Annotated in this window: 12 protein-coding genes and 2 rRNA genes (1 of these 14 only partly in view); 6 read left to right on the plus strand and 8 right to left on the minus strand. The window is 50.1% G+C overall.

Annotation, left to right across the window (positions count from 1 at the left end; all coding sequences use genetic code 11):
* Positions 1–855 (plus strand): 23S ribosomal RNA (locus ACKU4E_RS15760) (it extends 2079 nt beyond the left edge of the window).
* Between the two features lie 92 nt (positions 856–947).
* Positions 948–1062: ribosomal RNA gene (rrf, locus tag ACKU4E_RS15765) — 5S ribosomal RNA — on the plus strand.
* Between the two features lie 236 nt (positions 1063–1298).
* On the opposite strand, the gene ACKU4E_RS15770 is transcribed toward rrf, so the two are convergent.
* From ACKU4E_RS15770 to ACKU4E_RS15790, 5 genes are all read right to left on the minus strand, one after another.
* Positions 1299–1724 carry a PaaI family thioesterase gene (locus ACKU4E_RS15770; RefSeq protein WP_320172035.1) on the minus strand — a complete coding sequence of 142 codons (426 nt, stop codon included), beginning with the start codon at positions 1722–1724 and terminating at the stop codon, positions 1299–1301.
* A gap of 154 nt (positions 1725–1878) precedes the next feature.
* Positions 1879–3279: a sodium:alanine symporter family protein gene (locus tag ACKU4E_RS15775; protein ID WP_320172036.1), complete on the minus strand. Its 1401-nt coding sequence runs from the start codon at positions 3277–3279 to the stop codon at positions 1879–1881.
* Between the two features lie 69 nt (positions 3280–3348).
* Positions 3349–4461 (minus strand): alanine dehydrogenase, encoded by a 1113-nt coding sequence (ald, locus tag ACKU4E_RS15780; RefSeq protein WP_320172037.1) that lies wholly within the window; start codon positions 4459–4461, stop codon positions 3349–3351.
* A gap of 472 nt (positions 4462–4933) precedes the next feature.
* On the minus strand, positions 4934–6583 hold the full coding sequence (locus ACKU4E_RS15785) for a sigma 54-interacting transcriptional regulator (RefSeq protein WP_320172038.1): 1650 nt from the start codon (positions 6581–6583) through the stop codon (positions 4934–4936).
* A gap of 734 nt (positions 6584–7317) precedes the next feature.
* Positions 7318–7617 (minus strand): hypothetical protein, encoded by a 300-nt coding sequence (locus ACKU4E_RS15790; RefSeq protein ID WP_320172039.1) that lies wholly within the window; start codon positions 7615–7617, stop codon positions 7318–7320.
* A 961-nt stretch (positions 7618–8578) separates the two neighbouring features.
* On the opposite strand from ACKU4E_RS15790, the gene ACKU4E_RS15795 reads away from it, so the two are divergent.
* From ACKU4E_RS15795 to ACKU4E_RS15810, 4 genes are all read left to right on the plus strand, one after another.
* Entirely contained in the window at positions 8579–9715 is a 1137-nt protein-coding gene (locus ACKU4E_RS15795; RefSeq protein WP_320172040.1) for a glutamate synthase, read from the plus strand.
* The gene (locus ACKU4E_RS15800; protein ID WP_320172041.1) at positions 9679–11313 is read left to right on the plus strand and encodes a glutamate synthase-related protein; all 1635 of its coding nucleotides are present in this window, start codon (positions 9679–9681) and stop codon (positions 11311–11313) included. The genes ACKU4E_RS15795 and ACKU4E_RS15800 overlap by 37 nt, the downstream gene beginning before the upstream one ends.
* 29 nt (positions 11314–11342) lie before the next feature.
* Positions 11343–13670, plus strand: coding sequence for an FAD-dependent oxidoreductase (locus ACKU4E_RS15805; RefSeq protein ID WP_320172042.1), 2328 nt, complete (start codon positions 11343–11345; stop codon positions 13668–13670).
* A 175-nt stretch (positions 13671–13845) separates the two neighbouring features.
* Positions 13846–14403 carry a GrpB family protein gene (locus tag ACKU4E_RS15810; RefSeq protein WP_320172043.1) on the plus strand — a complete coding sequence of 186 codons (558 nt, stop codon included), beginning with the start codon at positions 13846–13848 and terminating at the stop codon, positions 14401–14403.
* A 3-nt stretch (positions 14404–14406) separates the two neighbouring features.
* Here the strand turns inward: ACKU4E_RS15810 and ACKU4E_RS15815 are convergent, their stop codons facing one another.
* From ACKU4E_RS15815 to ACKU4E_RS15825, 3 genes are all read right to left on the minus strand, one after another.
* On the minus strand, positions 14407–15321 hold the full coding sequence (locus ACKU4E_RS15815) for a diguanylate cyclase domain-containing protein (protein WP_320172044.1): 915 nt from the start codon (positions 15319–15321) through the stop codon (positions 14407–14409).
* Between the two features lie 11 nt (positions 15322–15332).
* Positions 15333–19979 (minus strand): PAS domain S-box protein, encoded by a 4647-nt coding sequence (locus tag ACKU4E_RS15820; protein ID WP_320172045.1) that lies wholly within the window; start codon positions 19977–19979, stop codon positions 15333–15335.
* A gap of 227 nt (positions 19980–20206) precedes the next feature.
* Positions 20207–21397, minus strand: coding sequence for an HD-GYP domain-containing protein (locus ACKU4E_RS15825; RefSeq protein ID WP_320172046.1), 1191 nt, complete (start codon positions 21395–21397; stop codon positions 20207–20209).
* Between the last annotated feature and the right edge of the window lie 292 nt (positions 21398–21689).

Genomic DNA, 21689 nt, shown 5'->3' on the forward strand with positions numbered 1-21689 from the left:
GGTAAGACGGAAAGACCCTGTGCACCTTTACTATAGCTTGACATTGGGTTTAGGGCTATCATGTGTAGGATAGGTGGGAGGCTTTGAAGCGGGCACGCCAGTGTCTGTGGAGCCATCCTTGAAATACCACCCTTGATATTCTTGAATTCTAATCCAACGCCGTTATCCGGCTTGGAGACAGTGTCTGGTGGGTAGTTTGACTGGGGCGGTCGCCTCCCAAAGAGTAACGGAGGCTTGCAAAGGTTCCCTCAGGCTGATTGGAAACCAGCCGTCGAGTGCAAAGGCATAAGGGAGCTTGACTGTAAGACAGACATGTCGAGCAGGAACGAAAGTTGGTCTTAGTGATCCGGTGGTCCCGCATGGAAGGGCCATCGCTCATAGGATAAAAGGTACGCCGGGGATAACAGGCTGATCGCATCCAAGAGTTCACATCGACGATGCGGTTTGGCACCTCGATGTCGGCTCATCACATCCTGGGGCTGAAGCAGGTCCCAAGGGTTCGGCTGTTCGCCGATTAAAGTGGTACGCGAGCTGGGTTTAAAACGTCGTGAGACAGTTTGGTCCCTATCTACCGTGGGCGTAGGAGAATTGAAAAGGGTCTGTCCCTAGTACGAGAGGACCGGGGTGGACGAACCTATGGTGTTCCTGTTGTCGCGCCAGCGGCATTGCAGGGTAGCTAAGTTCGGAAGGGATAACCGCTGAAAGCATCTAAGCGGGAAGCCTGCCTTGAGATTAGTTCTCCCTATGCTTTAGCATCTGAAGATTCCAGGTAGACCACCTGGTTGATAGGCCGGAAGTGTAAGTGTGGTGACACATTCAGCTGACCGGTACTAATAAATCGTGCGACTTATCTTTCTTCTCTTCCCTATAACTTTAACCCGAAGGTTAAAGTTATCAGGGTTCTCTATTCGACATATATTTCGATCCTTACGGATCAACATATTTGTCCTTGCGACCATTGAGGAGGGGCCACACCCGACCCCATTCCGAACTCGGAAGTTAAGCCCTCCTTCGCCGATGATACTGCCAGGTAGCTGGTGGGAAAGTAGGTCGTCGCAAGGACTTTTTTGTTTCTGCAAAAGCCCGTACAACAAAAGTTGTGCGGGCTTTTCGGCGTTTGGAGTGGGGGAAAGGACACGCAGGGACTTCAGAGGCGACAATAATAGAGTCCGGAGGCCTATCAGCCCTTCGGCAAGAAGCTTTGCTTCGAGTCCTACGGATGCGGAGAGCAGAGGTGGATTCTCTACTTTGGCTGCCTGCGGCACAAGTGAATAATCAATTGCGTGAAGCGGTTCTGATCATGCCGGCGGCGCTATGACCATGAGTGTGGCGCTGCTGCGGGATACCGGTTTTCCCTGATCGTTGCGTACTATGCAGTCAACGATGATGAGTGTCCGACCGCGTTTGAAAACTGTTGCCTCGGCAGTCAATTTGCCTTTTGACGCCATGGACAGAAAGTTGTTTTTAAGTTCAATGGTAGTGACATTTTCGCCGGGTGAGAGAGTGGTCATTGCTGCATGTGCTGCAGTTTCACTGGAAAATGCTATGGAGAGCCCACCCTGGATATTACCGGCTCCCTGAAGGAATTCAGGTCTTATTTCCATACTGAATCTGGCATAGCCTTCACCTACTTCTTCTGCCTTAATTCCCATGAAATCGAGAAACGGATTGTCGACCGGCTCTCCGGCCATAAGCCTGCTAAGATATTCTTTATAGTCTGCCATGTGATCTCTCCTGAAATAGTGTTTCTTCTTTTTATCCAATCGATCTCCGCTAGTCATCATTTAATAAAATTAGTTGGATAAAGCCTAAAAGCAAAAAACCTCCTCCCGGAAAATCCGGGAGGAGGTCGGAAGGTTGTGCTGAGGACTTTGAGAATTAGTCTGAGGTCTCAGAAACCATTGAGTTGCCCATTTCTGCAGTTTGCTGGCCGGATTTGTCGGCCGCAAAGTACTTGCGGGTTTCAGAAACTACTACAGGAGTCAGCAGCAGCAATCCTATGAGGTTGGGGATTGCCATCAGACCGTTTAATGTATCCGAGATGTTCCAGACAAGACTGAGCTTTGCCACCGCACCGATCCCTACAAAACAGATGAATAGAATGCGATATGGCAGCACGGCCTTGATACCGAGGAGGTACTCAATCGACTTCTCTCCGTAGTAGCTCCAGCCGAGTATTGTTGAGTAGGCAAAGAGAACCAGCCCGATAGTTACGACATGCTCTCCGCCGCTGAATCCTCTGGAGAAACCTATTGTGGTCAATTCCGCGCCGGTTGCTCCACCGGACCATACCCCGGTGAGGATCAGGACGAGTCCGGTCATGGTACAGACAACCAGTGTGTCGATGAAGGTCTGGGTCATGGACACCAAAGCCTGAGTAACCGGGCTTTTGGTCTGTGCGGCTGCAGCTGCGATAGGTGCGCTTCCCAGGCCGGATTCGTTTGAGAATACGCCTCTGGCTACTCCCATCCGGATGCAGAGCATAATAGATGCACCGGCAAATCCGCCGACAGCAGCCGTGGGGCTGAAAGCCTGTTCCACAATAAGTGCGAAAGCAGCCGGAACATCGGCAATGCGTTCAAGTATTATGTAAGCGGCCCCACCCATATAGAATAAGATCATTACCGGAACGAATAATCCTGTTACCTGACCTATTTTTTTGATTCCGCCGAGTATTACGGCAGCGGTGCAGATCATCAGGACAATTCCTGTCACGAAAGGGGATATATGATATGTTGCTTCAATTGCATCGGCAACCGAGTTTGACTGGACCATGTTACCTATTCCAAATGCGGCCACGGAGGCACAGATGGCGAATACGGTTCCGAGCCAGGGCATTTTGAGGCCCTGTGAGATGTAGTACATGGGACCACCGCTCATTTCACCGTTTTCATCGACAACACGGTATTTAACAGCCAGGACAGCTTCGGCGTATTTTGTTGCCATGCCGAACAGTCCGGTTATCCACATCCAGAACAGAGCTCCGGGACCGCCAACGGCTATTGCAGTGGCCACACCGGCGATGTTACCGGTTCCAACTGTTGCCGAAAGGGCCGTCATCAAGGCCTGGAAGTGAGTGATATCACCAGGTTCATCGGTTTCTTCCTTGCGTTTGATCAAGGCAAGGTAGAGTGCGTATAACAGCTTTCTGAATTGTAGACCTCGTAGTGCGAAGGTGAGCCATATGCCGGTACCGACAAGCAGCACAAGCATCGGAGGTCCCCATGCGAAGGCCCCGACTTTTCCCACCAATCCATCCAGTAAAGTCATAAATTCCATATAATCCCCTTGGTTTATTTGATGCATACTCCTTTATGAGCGTAGTCGCGCAATATCCGCTGTTCCCTGTTACAGGACGTTGTCTACCGGGACATAGTCAAGGTTGAAGGCTTCTGCAACCCCCTTGTAGGTAACTTTGCCATTTACGATATTCAAACCGGTTTTGATTGCGTTATTCTCAATAGCGGCTTTCTTCCATCCCTTGTTCGCAATTTCGAGGGCATATGGGAGGGTTGCATTGGTCAGAGCCATGGTAGAGGTTACAGGAACGGCACCGGGCATGTTTGCAACGCAGTAGTGGATTACACCGTCGATTTCGAAGACGGGATCACCGTGTGTGGTGGGTTTGGAAGTTTCGAAACATCCGCCCTGGTCGATTGCAACGTCGACGATTACAGCTCCGTCTTTCATGGATTTGAGCATGTCTTTGGTAACGAGTTTCGGTGCCTTGGCTCCGGCCACGAGAACAGCACCGATAACTACGTCAGCATCAAGAACAAGTTCTCTGAGCAGTGCGGGGCTGCTCATCATGGGGAAACAGTTCTTGGGCATCACTTCGGAAAGGTAGCGCAGTCTTTCAAGGTTCATGTCGAGCAGATAAACTTTTGCGCCGAGTCCGCAGGCCATGAGTGCTGCGTTTGTGCCTACAACACCGCCGCCTATCACTACCACGTTGGCAGGAGCTACACCGGTAACGCCGCCCATGAGAAGTCCTCTTCCGCCGAAGTAGCGTTCAAGGTATTTTGCTGCTTCCTGAATGGACATGCGTCCGGCAACTTCACTCATGGGAGTGAGCAGGGGAAGATCTCCGGCACATCCTTTAACGGTTTCGTATGCAATTGCGATTGATTTGTTTTTGATGAATGCACGGGTCAGCGGTTCGTCCGGGGCAAAATGGAAATATGTGAAAACAATCTGTCCTTCGCGTACCATGTCGTATTCGGAAGGCTGCGGTTCCTTGACGTGCATGACCATTTCACAGTCGCCGTAGATTTCCGCGGGGGTTGCGATGATCTTGGCCCCGGCTGCTACATAGTCGTCGTCAGAAAATCCACTGCCCACCCCGGCTGCAGTTTCCACCATTACATCATGACCGTTGGAAATCATGATTTCGACACCGGAAGGGGTCATGGCAACTCTGTTTTCTTCAGATTTGATTTCTTTCAGGATTCCGACTTTCATTACAATTCTCCTTATTAAATTGTTTTTACCCGCATGCTCGTCGGGCAGTTGAAAGCAGCATTAGAACTGTTGACTGCCCCCCTAAGGCAAGCCGCGTGCCAAAGGCTTTGTGAACTTCTGGTGTCGTCGTTTTCTGATCGTAACCTGCTAAAATTTAATATGTTATTAAGTTGCAGTTGGCATAATTAATTCTAGTCATGCCTGTGAATGGATCAGTGAAATGGAAACGAAAAAGAGGATTGTGGTATGAGTGGTTACCATTTGGTGGCGGTATGGGCATACCCTGCTGAATCAGGGCATGCACTATTGGTACGAATTCGTACCGCAAGCGATGGCAGTCGTATAAAGTTCAAAATTATAACGTATTAGTTTGATAAATAAAGGAAATATATCAGAACAGCACAAGGCGGAACTGCTCGATAAAGAAGGGGAAGATGTCTGAAGCCTGTGGAAGCAGAAATCAATGATTAGTCTAGTGAAAATCCTCTTCCGCTGTGACTGGGGCCTCCCACGGGGATACCTTGCTTTCATTACGCAATTGATGTTTTTCAATTTTTTTGAGCAGAGCAGTGTGCGATATGTCTAGCAATGTTGCAGCCTTGCGGATGCTGGGAGTGGAATTGAGCGCTTCTAGCAGGATTTTTACCTCATAATCTGCAACCCTGTTTTTCAACGATGATTCATCATTTGATAAATCCTCGTTTGCCGGGGTCGATGTACGACACACCTTCCCGCAGCACAGCGGCTGTGTATTCAGGTGGATGGATTCGGCTGATATCTGGCTGGAATCACTGATTATAGCGGCCCGTTCAATTACATTCTGCAGTTCCCGCACATTGCCTGGCCAGCTGTATGCGGCCAGTTTCTTGAACGCTTCCCTGCTGATTGTCTGTTCCTTTTTCTGCAGTTTCCGGTTGAACTGGTAAAGAAACGTTTTTGCCATCAGCGGTATGTCGGTGAGCCTTTCTCTCAAGGGCGGAATCTGTATGGTCAGCACGTTGATGCGGTAAAACAGGTCTTCCCGGAAATCACCGGTTTCCACCATCTCGTTGAGCTTTTTGTTTGTAGCGGTAATTACGCGCGCATTGACCGGTATCTCCTCGACTCCGCCGATGCGGCGAACAAAGCCGTCCTGCAGGACCCGCAGGATTTTGGCCTGCGGTCCCGGGGGCATATCTCCAATTTCATCAAGAAAAATAGTCCCGTTCCGGGCGGCCTCAAACAGGCCCGGTTTGCCCTTTTTTTTGGCTCCGGTAAACGCACCGTCGATATATCCGAATAATTCGCTTTCTATCAACTGCTCAGGGAGAGCTGCGCAGTTGATGGGAATGAAGGGTCCGCTTCTTCCGCTTTCGTAGTGAATGGCCCTGGCGAACAGTTCCTTGCCGGTGCCGCTTTCTCCTGTAATTGAGACTATTGTATCAAGTTCTGCAATTTTCTTGGCAAAGGTGATCAGGTTCAGGATTGCCGGGCTGTTGCCTATGAAGTCATCAAAACTTATTTCAATAGGTGCCATGACCGCATCGACCATGGCTTTTACTTCCTTCAGGTCTTTCATCAGCAGTACCGCGCCGACAAAATCTCCCTGTGAGTCATGAATAGGCTTGGCTGATCCGTAGAATTCCACTCTTCCGGTGCTGGTTACAGCGGATTTCCTTCTGCTTACCGGAACTCTTTTTTCCATGCATTCCATCAGGATGTTGTTCTTCGGAGAAATTTCACTGATGTGTGTATTTACTATGCCCTCATATGGCAGGTCGAGGATTCGGCAGGCGACGCTGTTAGCGGTGTTTATAAGTCCCTTTGAATTAACGGAAATGATTCCTTCGCTCATCCCGTCAAACAGAATTCTGATCCATTTTTCCCGTTTTTCCTGGGGAAGTCTTTTGAGTCTGGACTGGCTTTCAATTCCCGGCAGGGTGGAAAACAGGCTGAGCATTTGAGTGGTCTCTATGTTGTTTTCGCTGTTGTCCAGTTCGACAGATATCTGCGCAAATCCGTCTTTTTGCTCCACCTCCATACAGATGATGTTCAGTTCATGCTCCAGCATGAGTCTGGTTATATCAAAAACAATTCCAATCCGATCCTTGAAGAGAAGTTTGAATTTTTTGCTTTCAACCATTTTTCTGAGCTCTGTTGGCGATGTTAAGAATTCTGTGCTGCTTTCATTGCAGAATGAAAAAACTTTTCCGGATTGCAGGTTCGTGCATTACAAGAATCTTATGAACATTGATCCTGTCAGTCTGTCTCACCCGCATGTGTTCATTTTGGAGGAAATTATATATTTTCAGATTTTTTATGCGGCATATAACTTGTTGATTTTGTTTGTGAACAAAATCTGCTGGTATGCCGTTCGGAATTGTCGTGTGATCGTGTTACAAATACAAATAATGTACCAATACCCTGGTGGGAAAGCTTTATTGATGGAAATATTTTCATCTGTATTGCGCCAAGTATAAGTGTATTAAATAATATATCGTTTAATATGCTTAAATAATTATATTTTTGACACGAAAAGGGTCATCAAGCCTATGGCGTCTCCTCTTCTGGTCAGGAATTTTAGTTGTATGATATCTTCTATTGCAGGGCTACGATGAAATCAGGCTGGGCGGGACCATGTTTATGAAATTTTTCACATGGTTAGTAAAAAAATGTAAAAACAGGGTGTTGGCCTGTTTTGCCCCGGTTTTGTCCGCTTAGAGAAGCAAAAAGGTACTTCTTTATGCGGAGAAAGCAAATCAGAATTTGGAAACATTTTTTACCGGGTTGAGCTAATTTGCTGTCATTGCATGCAAAAATAATATTGCTTTTTTATTCCATTGGAAATATTTGTTTCCAGTGGTCGCTCAGCGCCTATTAAATTACGAATTTCATGTCCGTGAAAAGCTTTTCTGCATCGTATAGTCCGGGATGTTTTTCAGCTACCATGTTCATTGCGGGGAAAAACGCATCCCAGCCGATGACCTCGGTAATTTTTGTTCTGTTGACGAAGATTTTGAAAGTCGTCCCGGCAGGGCATTTTGTCATGTTCAGTTCAAGGGTTCCGTTGGGGCTGCTTTCAAGCCATACCGCAGACCATGAAGAGCGGTCTCCCTCGGTCTTTTTGTATTTCTCAAAGTAGGCCTCGAAAATTTCCCTTATCTCAGTGTGCTGCACTTCTTGTCTCCTTGGTAAAATGCGATATATATTCTTCTTTTGGCCCGATTAGCTTAATTTTCTATGTTGTTTTAGTCGAGCCTTGAAACAATACGGATTACTCAAAATTGATTTTGTTTTTAACATTTGTGTCGTGTTTTCGCAAATTGTTCCTTCTTTTTTGCTTGTAAATTTTGATGCGTACATTTTTGTAGTTTGATACAAAATTACCCCTGCAAAATTACAATATTGTTATTCTCTTGAAAAGCGCTGGGCGTGGAGGTAAAAAACGAGCTTATTCGGCTTTCAATACCTAGTGGCAGTGCTTTTCTCCAGTGCTCGAAAGTGGGGTCGCCCGTATGTGTTGTGGTCGCCAAAACTGAAAAATTTTATACTATTTGATAAAATTGGTTATGGATAATTTCCAGGTTTCATGGCGGATTATTAATCAAAAGCAAGGCTGATTAATCGGATGTGTGTATAGCTTTTTTGGTAGATTAATCCTTTTATATTATGGTGTTGTGTCTAGATTGCTTTCAAGGGTGTTGATTGTGTTGCCGCATAGAATTTGTTTGGGATTCGCTTTTAGCGGTATGGGAAGACTGCGGTTCCGGTCAAAAAAACTTCATTTTCGTATTTTTGTTTGCCAAATTTGTTTTTTTCTGCCATTGTGACCTTCCTGAATCGCTCTAATCTTCAAAAAATGACCCTTTTTTTCCTGATTTAGATTCAATCTCAGACCACGGAAAAACCGTTGTGCCAATTTTGAGAGTCCAAAAAACTCAAAATGTAAAAAAACAGGTGGCACACATTGCTGAATCCGAAATGAGCTGATTGGAGCGAGGAGGGCTGTTTTAAAGCCAGATAAGTCAGCAGCTCGCCATGGCGATTTCCGGTTCCGGTGTTTCCGCCCGCGAAAATCCTTCGAAAATACGACTGCTGCAATGTGCTGAACCTTATAATCATGGAGTGAACTGACAATATGTGCCGTTTATTTGCGCTTACAAGTCGCGATCCGATTTCACCCATGCTTGCGGTCAATGCTCTTAATGTAATGAAAGAAGGGCATGACGGCTCCGGCGTGGGGCTCTGTCTAAGAGGACTGGGCGGTCGTTTTGAGGAGGAACTGGGAGGTTGCCCGATCCTGTCCGGTATTTTTACGGAAGCAGGGCTGCGCAGGCTGGAACAGTACACCATGGACCACGGGTTCAAGTCCCAGTACAGCATTCTTTATAATCCGGAAACCGAGCCGCCTGCAGGAACTCCCGTTCGCGGAACATACGCGGCTATTGCCTACAAGGTGCCCAAGGGGTGGGCTTCGCTGACTCCTGCACAGCAGGGACGAAAGCTTGTTGAGATGCGCCTTGAACTGCGCAAAATGGGTGAAGAAGACGGGGACATCATGGTCTTCTCCTTCTGGCCGGATACTATCATTGTCAAGGAAGTAGGCGATCCGCTTGAGATAGGCGAATATCTGCAGCTGGACGCCAACCCCAATATTTATGCCCGGCGCATTCTGGCCCAGGGCAGGCAGAATACCAACTATGCCATCAACCTTTATGCCTGCCACCCCTTCTTCATAGAAGGCGTCGCATCCATGACCAACGGTGAAAACACCGCCTTTACGCCTATCAGAGAGTACCTGCAGTCCCGCAATGTGACCGGTTACAGCGGTTACCAGTCCGACTCCGAGGTTTTCACTCATATCGCACATTTCACCACCAAGCGGCTGGGGCTTGATATCAGTGCCTACAAGCACGTGATCACCCCGCTCATGGATCATGAAATGGCCGACCACCCGGACCGTGAGTTTCTGGCAACAATCAAGAGGTCCTGTCGCAAGCTGATCATTGACGGCCCCAACTGTATCATCGGAACGCTTGATGACGGTTCCATGTTCATGGTTCAGGATCGCAAGAAGCTTCGCCCCGGAATAGTCGGCGGAAAAGACGGAATCTACGCATTCTCGTCTGAAGTGTGCGGGCTCGATGCCGCCATACCGGATCGTGACAGATCCAAGGACTTCCAGCCCATGCATCTTGATACAGTAATCGTCGGACCCGACTGCAAGGAGATAATCACATGCTCACAGAAAGACCAATTACCCCGTCAACTTTAAGCGTCAAAGACCTTAACTGGCAGATAAAGTGGGACAGGAATCTCTGTACCCAGTGCGGTCGCTGCACCTCTGTCTGCCCGGTTAACGCCATTGAGCTCGGCGTATTCCGCAAGCGCGAGATCAAGACTCCCGCCAGCCTGCGCACCAAGGCCGAAAACGAATATTCAATTTTTTACGGCATCCGTCAGAAGACCGACCCCGCATATGCCTGCATCGGCTGCTCCATGTGCAACATGGTCTGTCCCAATAATGCCATTGCCCCCACTCGTGAGGAATTTTCCACCACGCAGAAATTCCACATAGACCGGGGCGGCAATCCCAGAACAAGAGGCGGACGCCGCAATTCCGGCGAATCCCTGCTGGACCAGATCAAATTCATCCGCATCTCCATGCTGACTGACCCCGCACTGGACGCAGGGCGCCATGAATTCCGGCTGAACACCCTGCTCGGACGCGTCCAGTCTCCCGAAGAGAGCCTGAAGACCTATCAGGAGCACGGCTGGAAACCTCCGGTGCGTGAGATTTATCCTCTGGTAATCGGCGGCATGTCCTTCGGCGCGCTTTCCCCCAATATGTGGGAAGGGCTGCAGATGGGTGTTGCCTACCTCAACGAGGAACTGAACATGCCGGTGCGGATAAGCACGGGTGAGGGCGGCTGTCCTCCCAGACTGCTTCGGTCCAGATTCCTGAAGTACGTAATTCTTCAGATCGCTTCCGGTTATTTCGGTTGGGATGAAATCATCCACGCCATTCCCGAAATGAAAGTCGATCCCTGCGCCATTGAGATCAAATACGGTCAGGGAGCCAAGCCCGGAGACGGCGGACTGCTCATGTGGTACAAGGTCAACAAGCTCATCGCAGCCATCCGAGGCGTACCCGAACGCGTAAGTCTGCCGAGCCCTCCGACTCACCAGACTCAGTATTCTATCGAGGAATCCGTTGCCAAGATGATCCAGTCCATGAGCATGGCCTGGGGATTCAGGGTTCCGGTTTATCCCAAGATTTCCGCAACCTCCACTTCCATGGCGGTTCTGAACAACCTGACCCGCAACCCCTATGCCGCAGGTCTTGCCATTGACGGTGAGGACGGCGGAACCGGGGCTGCATACAATGTTTCCATGAACCACATGGGACACCCCATCGCCAGCAACCTCCGCGACTGCTACAATGCACTCGTTGCAACCGGCAAGCAGAACGAACTGCCGCTCATTGCCGGCGGCGGTATAGGCAAGTCCGGAAACCTTGCGGCCAACGCCGCCGCTCTGATCATGCTCGGCGCAAGTGCCGTTCAGGTCGGAAAATACGTTATGCAGGCCGCCGCAGGCTGCCTCGGTTCCGAAAAGGATCGCTGCAACGTATGTAATATCGGCGTGTGCCCCAAAGGTATCACCTCTCAGGATCCGAGGCTTTATCGCCGTCTGGACCCCGAAAAGGTAGCCGAACGGGTTGTTGACTTCTATCTGAGCTTTAACACTGAACTCAAGAAAATCATCGCCCCTCTGGGCCGCTCCACCTCACTGCCTATCGGCATGTCGGACGCGCTTGGTATCAGTGACCGTGATGCTGCTGAAAGACTCGGCATCAAGTACGTGGTTTAACAACAGCTCACGATATACGGAGATTAAAAATGGCAACAGAAAAAATATGCATAAGCGGCCTTGAAGAAGGCGTCCGTGTTGAATCCCGCATCCTTGAGGAACGGATTCAGAAAGCGGTTGCCGACGGGGCTCGCAGGCTTGAGATAAACGCCCTCGGCCAACACGGCATCGGCGGAAGGTTATGGATTTCAAAAGAGGAACCAATTGAGATAGATGTCATCGGGACTTCCGGGCAGCGTCTGGGTTCCAAGGGCTTTCCCGGCACCACCATCACCGTCCACGGTTCGGCTTCCGAAGACGTGGGCTGGCTTAACGCCGGAGCCGAGATTATTGTACTCGGCAACGCATCTAACGGTGCCTGCAACGCCATGGCTCAGGGAAAGGTCCTTGTCGCCGGGAACCTCGGTGCCCGCGGCATGACCATGACCAAGACCAACCCGAGATTTGACCAGCCGGAACTCTGGGTTCTCGGTTCGGTCGGCGATTACTTTGCCGAGTTCATGGCCGGCGGAACCGCCGTGGTCTGCGGTTACGAAGCTCAGAACCCCGCAAACGTTCTGGGATTCCGTCCCTGTGTCGGCATGGTCGGCGGACGTATTTTCGTGCGTGGACCCCACGGTGAATTTTCCACTGCGGACTCAATCCTTGAGCCCATCAGCGATGCCGACTGGGAATGGCTGACAACCAACCTCAAGGAAAATCTGGCCAGAATCGGGCGGCCCGAGGTTTACGATGCCATTACCGAAAGAAAGGAATGGCAGCTTATCCGCGCCAAGACTCCTTTTGAAAAGACCGGGCGTAAACGCCGTTCCATGGCCGATTTCCGCAGCCAGGTATGGGATGAGGAACTCGGACGCGGCGGTCTTATCGGAGATCTGACCGATCTTGATCGTTCGCCGATCCCCCTGATCACTACCGGCGAACTGCGCAGGTTTGTACCTGTCTGGGAAAACCGCAAATATCAGGCTCCATGTCAGTCCTCCTGCCCCACCGGAATGCCCGTGCAGAAGCGCTGGCAGATGGTCCGTGACGGTCTTGTGGACGAGGCAGTGGACCTTGCTCTTGCATACACTCCTTTCCCTGCTACTGTCTGCGGATATCTCTGCCCCAACCTGTGTATGACAGGCTGTACCCGCGGCGTTAAGGACATGCTTTCCGTGGATATCACCAAGCTCGGACGTGCCGGCGTGAAAAGCCCGGTTCCCGAACTGCCGCCCCTTTCCGGCAAAAAAGTTGCCGTTATAGGCGGTGGTGCCGCAGGGATATCCGTTGCATGGCAGATCAGACGCAAAGGCCACGAAGCCGTGGTTTACGATATGGCCGAGAAACTGGGCGGCAAGATTTCTTCCGCCATTCCTTCAAGCCGTATCCCCAAGGAAGTACTCGACGCAGAGCTTGATCGTGTAGCCAAGGTTATTCCGCATGTGCACCTGCAGAAAAAACTTACTGCCGATGATTTTGCCGAACTCAGGGAAAACAATGATGCCGTTGTGCTGGCCATCGGTGCCCAGAAGCCGCGCATCATCCCTCTGCCCGGCCATGAACGCATAGTTCCTGCTCTGGACTTTCTCAAGGGAGCCATGAAGGGAACCGCAAAGGTCGGAGAACGTGTAGTTATCATCGGGGCCGGTAACGTCGGCTGCGACGTAGCTACTGAGTGTTCCCGTCTGGGAGCCAAGGATATCCTGCTTATCGATATCCAGGAACCGGCTTCTTTCGGAAAGGAAAGAAAAGAGGCCGAGGAAGCCGGAGCCAAATTCCGGTATCCCTGCTTCACTCAGGAAATCACCGCAGAAGGTGTTGTGCTCAAGAGTGGGGAAGTTCTTCCCGCAGATACGGTCATCATGTCCATCGGTGACACCCCGGATATTGATTTTCTGCCGGATACCATCGCTCTTGACCGCGGACATATTGTTGTCAACGAAGACTACCAGACCACCGAGCCCGGTGTGTACGCCATCGGGGACGCTGTTCGCCCCGGCCTGCTGACCCATGCCATCGGTCATGGTCGCCATGCTGCGGAGACTATGGATGAGATCTTCACCGGTAAGCGTCCTCCCGCAGAGCCCAAGGAAGTTATCGACTACCAGAGGATGACCCTTGAGTATTTCGATCCCCGCCTGACCGAGTTCAAGGATGTTCAGGAATGCGCGCAGGAATGTTCTTCCTGCGGTTCCTGCCGCGACTGCGGATTGTGCGAAACAGTATGTCCTCAGGCAGCTATTTCCCGCAAGGCACTGGAAGGCAAGGATTTTGAAATGGCCTGCAATCCGGACAAATGTATCGGCTGCGGTTTCTGCGCCAATGTATGCCCCTGCGGAATCTGGAACCTTGTAGAAAACAGCCCGATGGGTTAATTGAAATCAGTTTGAAGATTCGGCCCTGAGCGTTTCGAAAGGGCCGGGACGGATTCTTAAGATATGGGACAAGGCCGCCGTATTCATACGGCGGCCTTGTTGTTTCAGTCGTGTGGCACGGGCAGATCAATAGTTTTTTTAACGTGTGAAAGTCGAAAAGCGAGGATGGAGCATCATGGCAAAGGAGACTCTGGAGCAGAAAATTAAACGGGTTACGGGCGAGTCAGTTGAAATCTCCGAGTATGACCCTGTCTGGCAGGATCGTTTTGCTGCTGAAGAAAAGCATCTTCGCCAATGTCTGCCGGCCGAACTGATAATCCGTATTGAACATTTCGGGTCGACATCCGTTTCAGGACTGGCAGCAAAACCGATTGTGGATATGGTTATTGAGGTTACAGACGAAGACAGAGCCCGCCAGCTTGTCCCGGAAATACTTGAACCTCAGGGATACGACTGTTTCTGGCGGCCCAGGGGCAAGAGGAACGAACCTCCGTATTTTACATGGTGCATCAAGAGAAATAATCAGGGGATTCGCACGCATCATCTCCACTTCGGCAGGCCGGGTTTCAAGGACGCGGAACTGCAGTTTCGGGATATCCTGAGAAGCCGCCCCGATGTGGCCGCAGATTATGCTGCATTGAAAATAAGGTTGAGCAGGGAATACGGAAACGACCGCATAAACTATACTGATGCCAAGGGTGAATTCATTCAGCGCACACTGGAATCATGCTGAATCCTAAAGTGTGAGGTCTGTCCAGCAGACCTGATTCCGGCCTCTGTGTTTGGCTTCATAGAGCATGGAGTCGGCGGCGACCGTAAGGTCCTGAGGGTCGGAAGCGCTTGACGGAAGCAGGGTAACTCCTCCGAGACTGGTAGTCAGCACCCTGTTTACGGATGAGTGCTCATGGGGGATATCCAGAGCCTCTATCATGCTGCGTATCCTTTCTGAGATATACCTTCCCCCCGCCGCATTGGTTTCCGGCAGCATTATGACGAACTCCTCTCCTCCGTAACGGGCGGCTATATCGGCCGGCCTTTTGGCCTCCTTGAGCAGGACACGGGCGACCTTTCTGAGGACATCGTCTCCGGAGGTGTGCCCGTAGTTGTCATTATACTGCTTGAAGCAGTCGACATCCAGCATGACCAGCGAAAGAACTTCGCCCGCTCTCTGGCAGCGCCGCCATTCCTTTTCAAGGGCCATCTCAAAGCTTCTGCGGTTGGGCATTTCCGTCAAACCGTCCAGATTGGCCAGTCCTTCCAGCAGCTTTCTCTGCCGCGCTATGGTCAGGTGATTTTTTATTCTGGCCTTGACGATGGGGGGATGGAACGGTTTGCGGATATAGTCCACTGCGCCTCTTTCCAGACCTCGGGCTTCGTCCTGTTTTGAATTCAGGGCGGTAATGAATATGACCGGTATGTTTTTGGTCTGTTCGCTTTCCTTGATCCTGCGCATGACTTCGTACCCGTCAATGTCGGGCATAAGCACATCCAGCAGAATCAGGTCCGGAGGAGGTTCATGATTAATGCGGTCCATTGCCTGAGCGCCGTTTTTGGCAAGAACAACCTTGTAATCCGGCCTCAGCAGGTCGGAAAGAATATTCAGATTCAGCCGTTCATCGTCCACAATCAGGATTTTCGATTTATCATCCATTGTATCACCTTCTAAGTAAGGCCTATTTCCAATTCTGCCGAGAGAGTCTCAAGCACGGTACACGCTTCGTCAAAGTCGTAATTCAGGATGTTTCCGGTCAGTCGGTCCAGGAGGTGTTTGTTCAGGCCCGGAGCGAAGTGGTATTTAAGCTGATCAAGCATATCGCATGATTCAGCGTTTCCCTCCCGGAGCATTTCATATAGCGAGCGGACGGTGTCGGAAATTTTATCGATGTCCGGGTTGTTTTTCACATCCCCGTAATTAAAAATATTTTTCATCCCGCCCAAACCGTCAATTATAAGTTGAAGTTCAGAGGAGAACAGTTCGAAATCGGACCTTATAGCGTTTATGTTTTCTTCCTGAATGTCGCATTCAAGGATTCTGCAGATGTCATAAAGTCTGGTAGCACCGATGTTTCCGGCAATACCTTTCATTTTGTGCAGTAGTGCTGCCGCTTCCTTGAACCTGCCGGATTCGATCAGTTCTGCAGTTCTGGTAGAAGCCGTTCCGTAGTCGGCCCTGAAACCCATGAGAACCCTTTCGTACCCCTTTCTGGAGCCGCCAATATTCTTCAGACCTTCCTCGCAGTCCAGGCCCGGCAGTTCCGGCAGAAAGTCATCAGACACCTTGCTGACGTCATGTTCCGGTACATATGGGGACGTTCCGGTCAGGAATCTGTTAAGGACTCGTTCGAGTTCTTCCGCTTTAATGGGTTTTGTCAGGTGTTCTGCCATTCCAGCATCCAGGCTTTTCTTTCGATCTCCGGGCATTACGTGTGCAGTCATGGCAATGATGGGCAGGGTCTCATACCGTTTGTCCGCACGGATAAGTCTGGTAGCAGTCAGTCCGTCCATTTCAGGCATCTGGATGTCCATGAAAACTATGTCGTATGCTTTATCACGCAGGGCGTTCAATGCTTCGCGCCCGTTGGCGGCAACATCCACCCCTATCCCGAATTTTTCTATCATGCGTTTTGCCACCTGCTGGTTCAGTTCGTTATCCTCAACCAGCAGTGCCAGGGTATCAGTTTTTCCTACTGTGGGGGGAAGGGGGGCTGGGGCGGCAACGGGCTTTTTCTCCGGGGAATCAACCGGTAATGATCCGGAAAGAGACTCGTAAAGATTGCACCTGGTTACGGGCTTGGTGATAAAGGCTTCAGCGCCCAGGTCGAATGCCTTTTGGCGCATGTCCTCATCGCAATTAACCGGTAGCAGCCCAATTACCGGAATGTTTTCGCAGCCTGCTGATTGCCTGATGGCTGAAAGCGTTTCCAAACCTTGTAAATCATCGTTTCTGAAATCAATGAAAATAAGATCAAAGCCTTTCCCGCTTTCCAATGATTCCCGCAGGGCTCCAACGATATCCTGCAATGAAGAACCTCGGACCGTTTTGCAGGACATGTTTTCAAGGGTTGCGCTTATGAATTGCAGCATAAGCGGGTTGGTTCCGGATATCAGTACCTGCTGTACGGAAGTCTGTTCCGGAAGTTGAAATGCAGCAGTGTTTTCCACCACGGAAAAGTCCAATGAGAATGAAAAACAGCTGCCTTTGCCCGGTTCGCTTTCAACTCTCATGTCGCCGCCCATGCGGGAAACAAGGCTGTGGGTTATGGCCAGCCCCAGTCCTGTTCCTCCGTATTTACGGGTAATTGAAGCATCGGCCTGGGTGAAAGGTTTGAAAAGGTTGTCCACCTTATCCGGGTTCAGGCCTATTCCGGTGTCTTTTATGTTGAATTGTACTGCTGCTTTGCCGTTTGTCTTTTCCGTGGCGGAAACAGTGAGCGCGACTTCTCCTCTGGTTGTGAATTTCACTGCGTTGCTTACCAGATTGGTGAGGATCTGCTCCAGCCGCAACGGGTCTCCGCATATCCTGTGCGGAACATTCGCATCAACGGCTAGAACGAAGTCAATACCTTTGTTTTCTGCCTTCATGATGAGCATGTTGCAGATTTTTTCCAGAACATCATCCAGATCGAATTCAACCTGCTCCAGAACTATTTTTCCGGCTTCAATTTTGGAAAAGTCAAGGATATCGTCAATTATCGAAAGAAGAGAATCCGCTGAGGAGAGGAGCTTTTCCAGAAATTCCTCCTGACTGCCGTCAAGGGATGTGTTGCTGAGCAGATTTCCGAAGCCGATGATGCTGTTCATAGGGGTCCTTATTTCATGGCTCATATTGGCCAGAAATTCGGATTTTGTCCGGGTGGTCACCTCTGCTTCGATTTTGGCTTTATGTAGTGCCTGCTCCACGCGCCTGCGTTCGGTAACGTCGCGCATGCATTCAATGGCCCCCACGACTTTTCCTGTTTCATCTTTCAGCGGACCGGCAACTCCCCAGAAATAGGCTCCGTCTCCACCGAACGCGCTGGGGGTATAAATCTCTCCGTACAGGGCACTTCCTTTGATTTCCACGGAATCGTATATTTCCGATGGAATATCCCTGAAGTCGTTGAGGGCGCAGTCGGCCAGTATCGGGCGTCTTTCATTATAGAAAGGCAGGGCGTATTCATAATCTCCCTTTCCCAATATTTCTTCCTTGCTTACCCCGGTTACTTCTTCAATGGCCTTGTTCCAGGCCACGACAGTCCCTTCCGTATCTATTACTATTGTCGGGTCCGGGAGGAATTCAATGATATCGTTCAGGCGTCTGTGGGAGGCACGTAAGGCTTTTTCCGCCCTTCTGCGTTCGGTTACGTCTCTGAAGCTCCAGACTCTTCCCACGATGTCCCGGCCTATGCGTTGCGGATTGGAATAGCGCTCTATGATGCGTCCATCGGTGAGAAACATTTCTTCCGGATGCCCTGTTTCAACATCCTGTGTCCCGGTCCATATTTCTCTGAAGCCGGAAGATGCTTCTGCCAGTTGGTTTTCAATGAGGGTATAAATATTGGTGGTATTGCCCAGATTGAGATCAAACTCGGAAAGATTCCACATGGATGCCAGACGGCTGTTCCAGGCCGCGATTCTCCCCTCGGCATCCACGGCAAGTATCCCGTCTGCCGAGGATTCGATTGTTGCAGTCAGCAGTGAGACGGACCTTTCTATTTTTTCCCGTGCTCTTTTCTGCTCAGTTATGTCATTAATGGTGCATTGGAGGATAATTTCGCCGTTGACGACCAGTTTTCTGACCCGCACTGAGGCCTGAAAAATTTCTCCGTCAAGGCGGCTGCATACGGTTTCGAAGTCCAGACTGCCTGTTTCAAGGGCAGCGCGCATTCTGTTCCTGAACAGCGGCAGGGATGGAACTCCGCCCGGCTGTTCCTGAGGCATGATGCTATCGGGGGAACATGAAAGAATGTCTTTTTCAGATTCACAGCGGAACATGGAAACCGCTTCCGGATTGGCGCTTACCAGACAGTGGCGGCAGTCGAAAAGAATGATGGCGTCACTGGCATAATCAAACAGGGCTCTGTATTTGATTTCCCGTTCGAGGATTGCTTCTTCTCTGGATTTTCGTGACGTGATATCCCTTATGACCATATGCAGGATGTGTCTGCCGCTGCATGCAATCGGCGTGATCAGAATTTCGGCAGGGAATTTCAACCCTTCCTTTGGTGTCATGGTCCATTCGAAACGGGCCCCTCCATTTTTTTTGATTTCTTCTCTTATCCGGATAATCTGGGCTGCTGAAGTGGTGCCGTCTGGTTGTATTTCGGGTGAAAATTCCGTAGGGCTCCGTCCGATGATTTCCTTTTTCGAATCCATGCCCATGAGCTTGTAGGCCGCGGTATTGCATCCCGTTATGGTCATATTTTCCAGCAGCAATGTTGCCTCGGCCGAATCTTCGAAAAGGCTCCTGAACCTTTCCTCACTGTCTTTCAAGGCATGGGTCTGATTTTTTCTTTCCTCCAGCAGCCGTAGCCGCTCAAGGGTAAGACCTACATAATAGGATATGAAAACGAGCACTTCCAGATCCGCGTTTCCGAGCCTTTTCCCGTGATCATAGGTGCGGACGGCAATTACTCCTACGGATTCTCCTTTCTGTTTCAGGGGAGCGCCTATCCAGCATGCGGTCTTTGCTTCATTTTCGTCCTGAATGGAGTCCGGGTTTAACCGTCTGTTCATGAACAGCGGTGTGCCGCTTTTGATTACGTGGTCTACAAGTCCGTTTCCCATTTTGTGCGGCAGAGGGGGGGATGAGTTTTCATCTGCGAAGTAGGGGTAGCTTACGAGTCCGGTCTCTTTGTCGTGGAAGGCGATAAACATGTTTCTGGCGGGCATGAGGCTGTTTATCTGGGCGTGAACTATGGAGTAGAATTCGTCTATACCGGAAACTCCTGTGACAGCCAGAACAATGCGGTTCAGAACCTTGTGCACGCTTTCCATCCGTCTGCGGCCGGCAACTTCTGCATTCAGTGATTCGTTCAGCTTGGAGAGTTTTCTGTTCCAGACAAAAACAAGAATGACCGCGATGAGAAGAAGTCCGGCAAGCTGGGCAAAACCTGTGTAGCGGGTCCACATGCCGTCTGCCATGATGTGTGTTGCTGCGTCCCGGTGTTCCCTGGCTGTGGAGGTGAAAAAAGTCCGTGTTTCCGTTTGGGATGCAACAGCAGGTTCTTCCGGTGCTGTCGCATATGAAGAACCGGGGCATATAAACAGAAAAAGTATTATCGCCAAAAGACCGGCAACAGTCCTTAGCGCATTGAAAAAATGTTGCACAACCCCTCCGAAAACAACTGCAAATTACTGACTGTGGTTGACTGACACCTGCTGTTTCAGAGCCCTGTAAAACAAAGTTGCAATATGACAGTGCAGGGAAAAATGTTTTTCATATATGCAAGATTGTAAACCGCTCATTAAAATGTTGTTCCACTGAATATGTAGATGATCATATCCGCAGTGCTGATTGTTTTTCATAATGATAGATCGCTGGCGCGGATAGAATGTCAGGCCAGAAATCTGGATAGCTGCTTCAGGTCCACCCCGAGCTCCGATGGGTCCGGCTGTCGAAGAACTTTCAGTTCCTTTCCGTCTTGCCTGTATGTCGACAGATCAATGCATTCTGCAGGGATTGGCTGCATCCTGCGGTTGAAAAGGACTTTTACCTTGGGCTTCAGCGGGCTGGACGCATTCGTTTCCAGAACAAGGGCAAAACGTTTGTCTTCAAGCTGAACCATGGTTCCGGGGGGATATATGCCCATTACCCGGATAAATCTGTTCAGGAATGAAGGGTCGAAGTCGGTACCCTTCCATTTGTGCATCAGGCTGAGGGTTTTGGCCGGAGTCATGGCCTCCTTGTAAACACGGACACTGGTCAGCGCATCATATACATCGCTTATCGCTATTATACGGGCGAAGGGGTGGATATCTTCTCCCTTCAACTGTCGTGGATATCCATTGCCGTCATACCTTTCATGATGCTCGACCACTCCGCGAAGGACATCGTTCTCCAGCCCGCGAACCTGGCTCAGCACCTTCAGTCCGAGCAGCGGGTGCCCCTTCATCACCGCGAATTCGCTGTCCGTCAGCTTGCCGGGTTTGTTGAGCACCTTGCCGGGAATTCGGCCCTTGCCCACATCGTGGAACATGGCCGCCAGCCCGAGCTTTTTCAGTTTTTCTCTGTCCAGACCGATCGCCTTGCCGAGCAGCAGTGCATACAGATTTACATTTATGCTGTGCGTGTACGTATATTCGTCATATCTTTTGAGGAACGCCAAGGTGAGGGCTGCCGGTTCATTTTCCGAAATGCTGTCTATGACCTGATTTATGATGGGCTCTGCTTCTTCGACCTCTATTGTTTTTCCGTGCCGGACATTGTCTATGAATTTTCTGGCGTAGTTCAGGGATTCATCATGAATACGCCTTGCCGCCGGCAGCGCGGCAGCAAGAAGCCTGGATGCCTCATCCGCACTTTTAGCCGGTTTTTCCGAGTGCTTTTTCTTTTCAGGAAGTACCTTGTCTGTGAGGATTTCGACTTTTGACGTACTGTCCGGGAGATATTTGGCTATATCGTCGTAGGATTCTATGAATCTGCCAACTTCGACAAGAGGGTCCTGAAATGTCCCGCGTCCGTAACTGCGCACGAACATCCCCGGTTTAAGGTCTTTTCTGTCTATGCTTTTGATTTGTTCCGCCATTTGTAAGTTCGGCTCCGTACCTGACTTTACGTTCAATTGTGCATATAATTTTTAGCACGTGCAACGACAAATTCTATTATAGAATTTGGTGCGGCAAAAATATTGATGTTTCAAACTGTTATATATGCATAATGGAGTCGGTATCATTACAGATGCTTGACTTATTTTTTCATGCGCTTAGAATATCAGTTCAAACAGTCAGAAACTTAATTGGCTTTATTGCTTCCCGGCGTGTACGTGGAAAAGCGACTTGACCATTGGTCGAGTATGTTCTAGGCAGAAATTTCAAGCA

The sequence above is a fragment of the Maridesulfovibrio sp. genome, from assembly GCF_963677005.1.
GTDB lineage: Bacteria > Desulfobacterota > Desulfovibrionia > Desulfovibrionales > Desulfovibrionaceae > Maridesulfovibrio.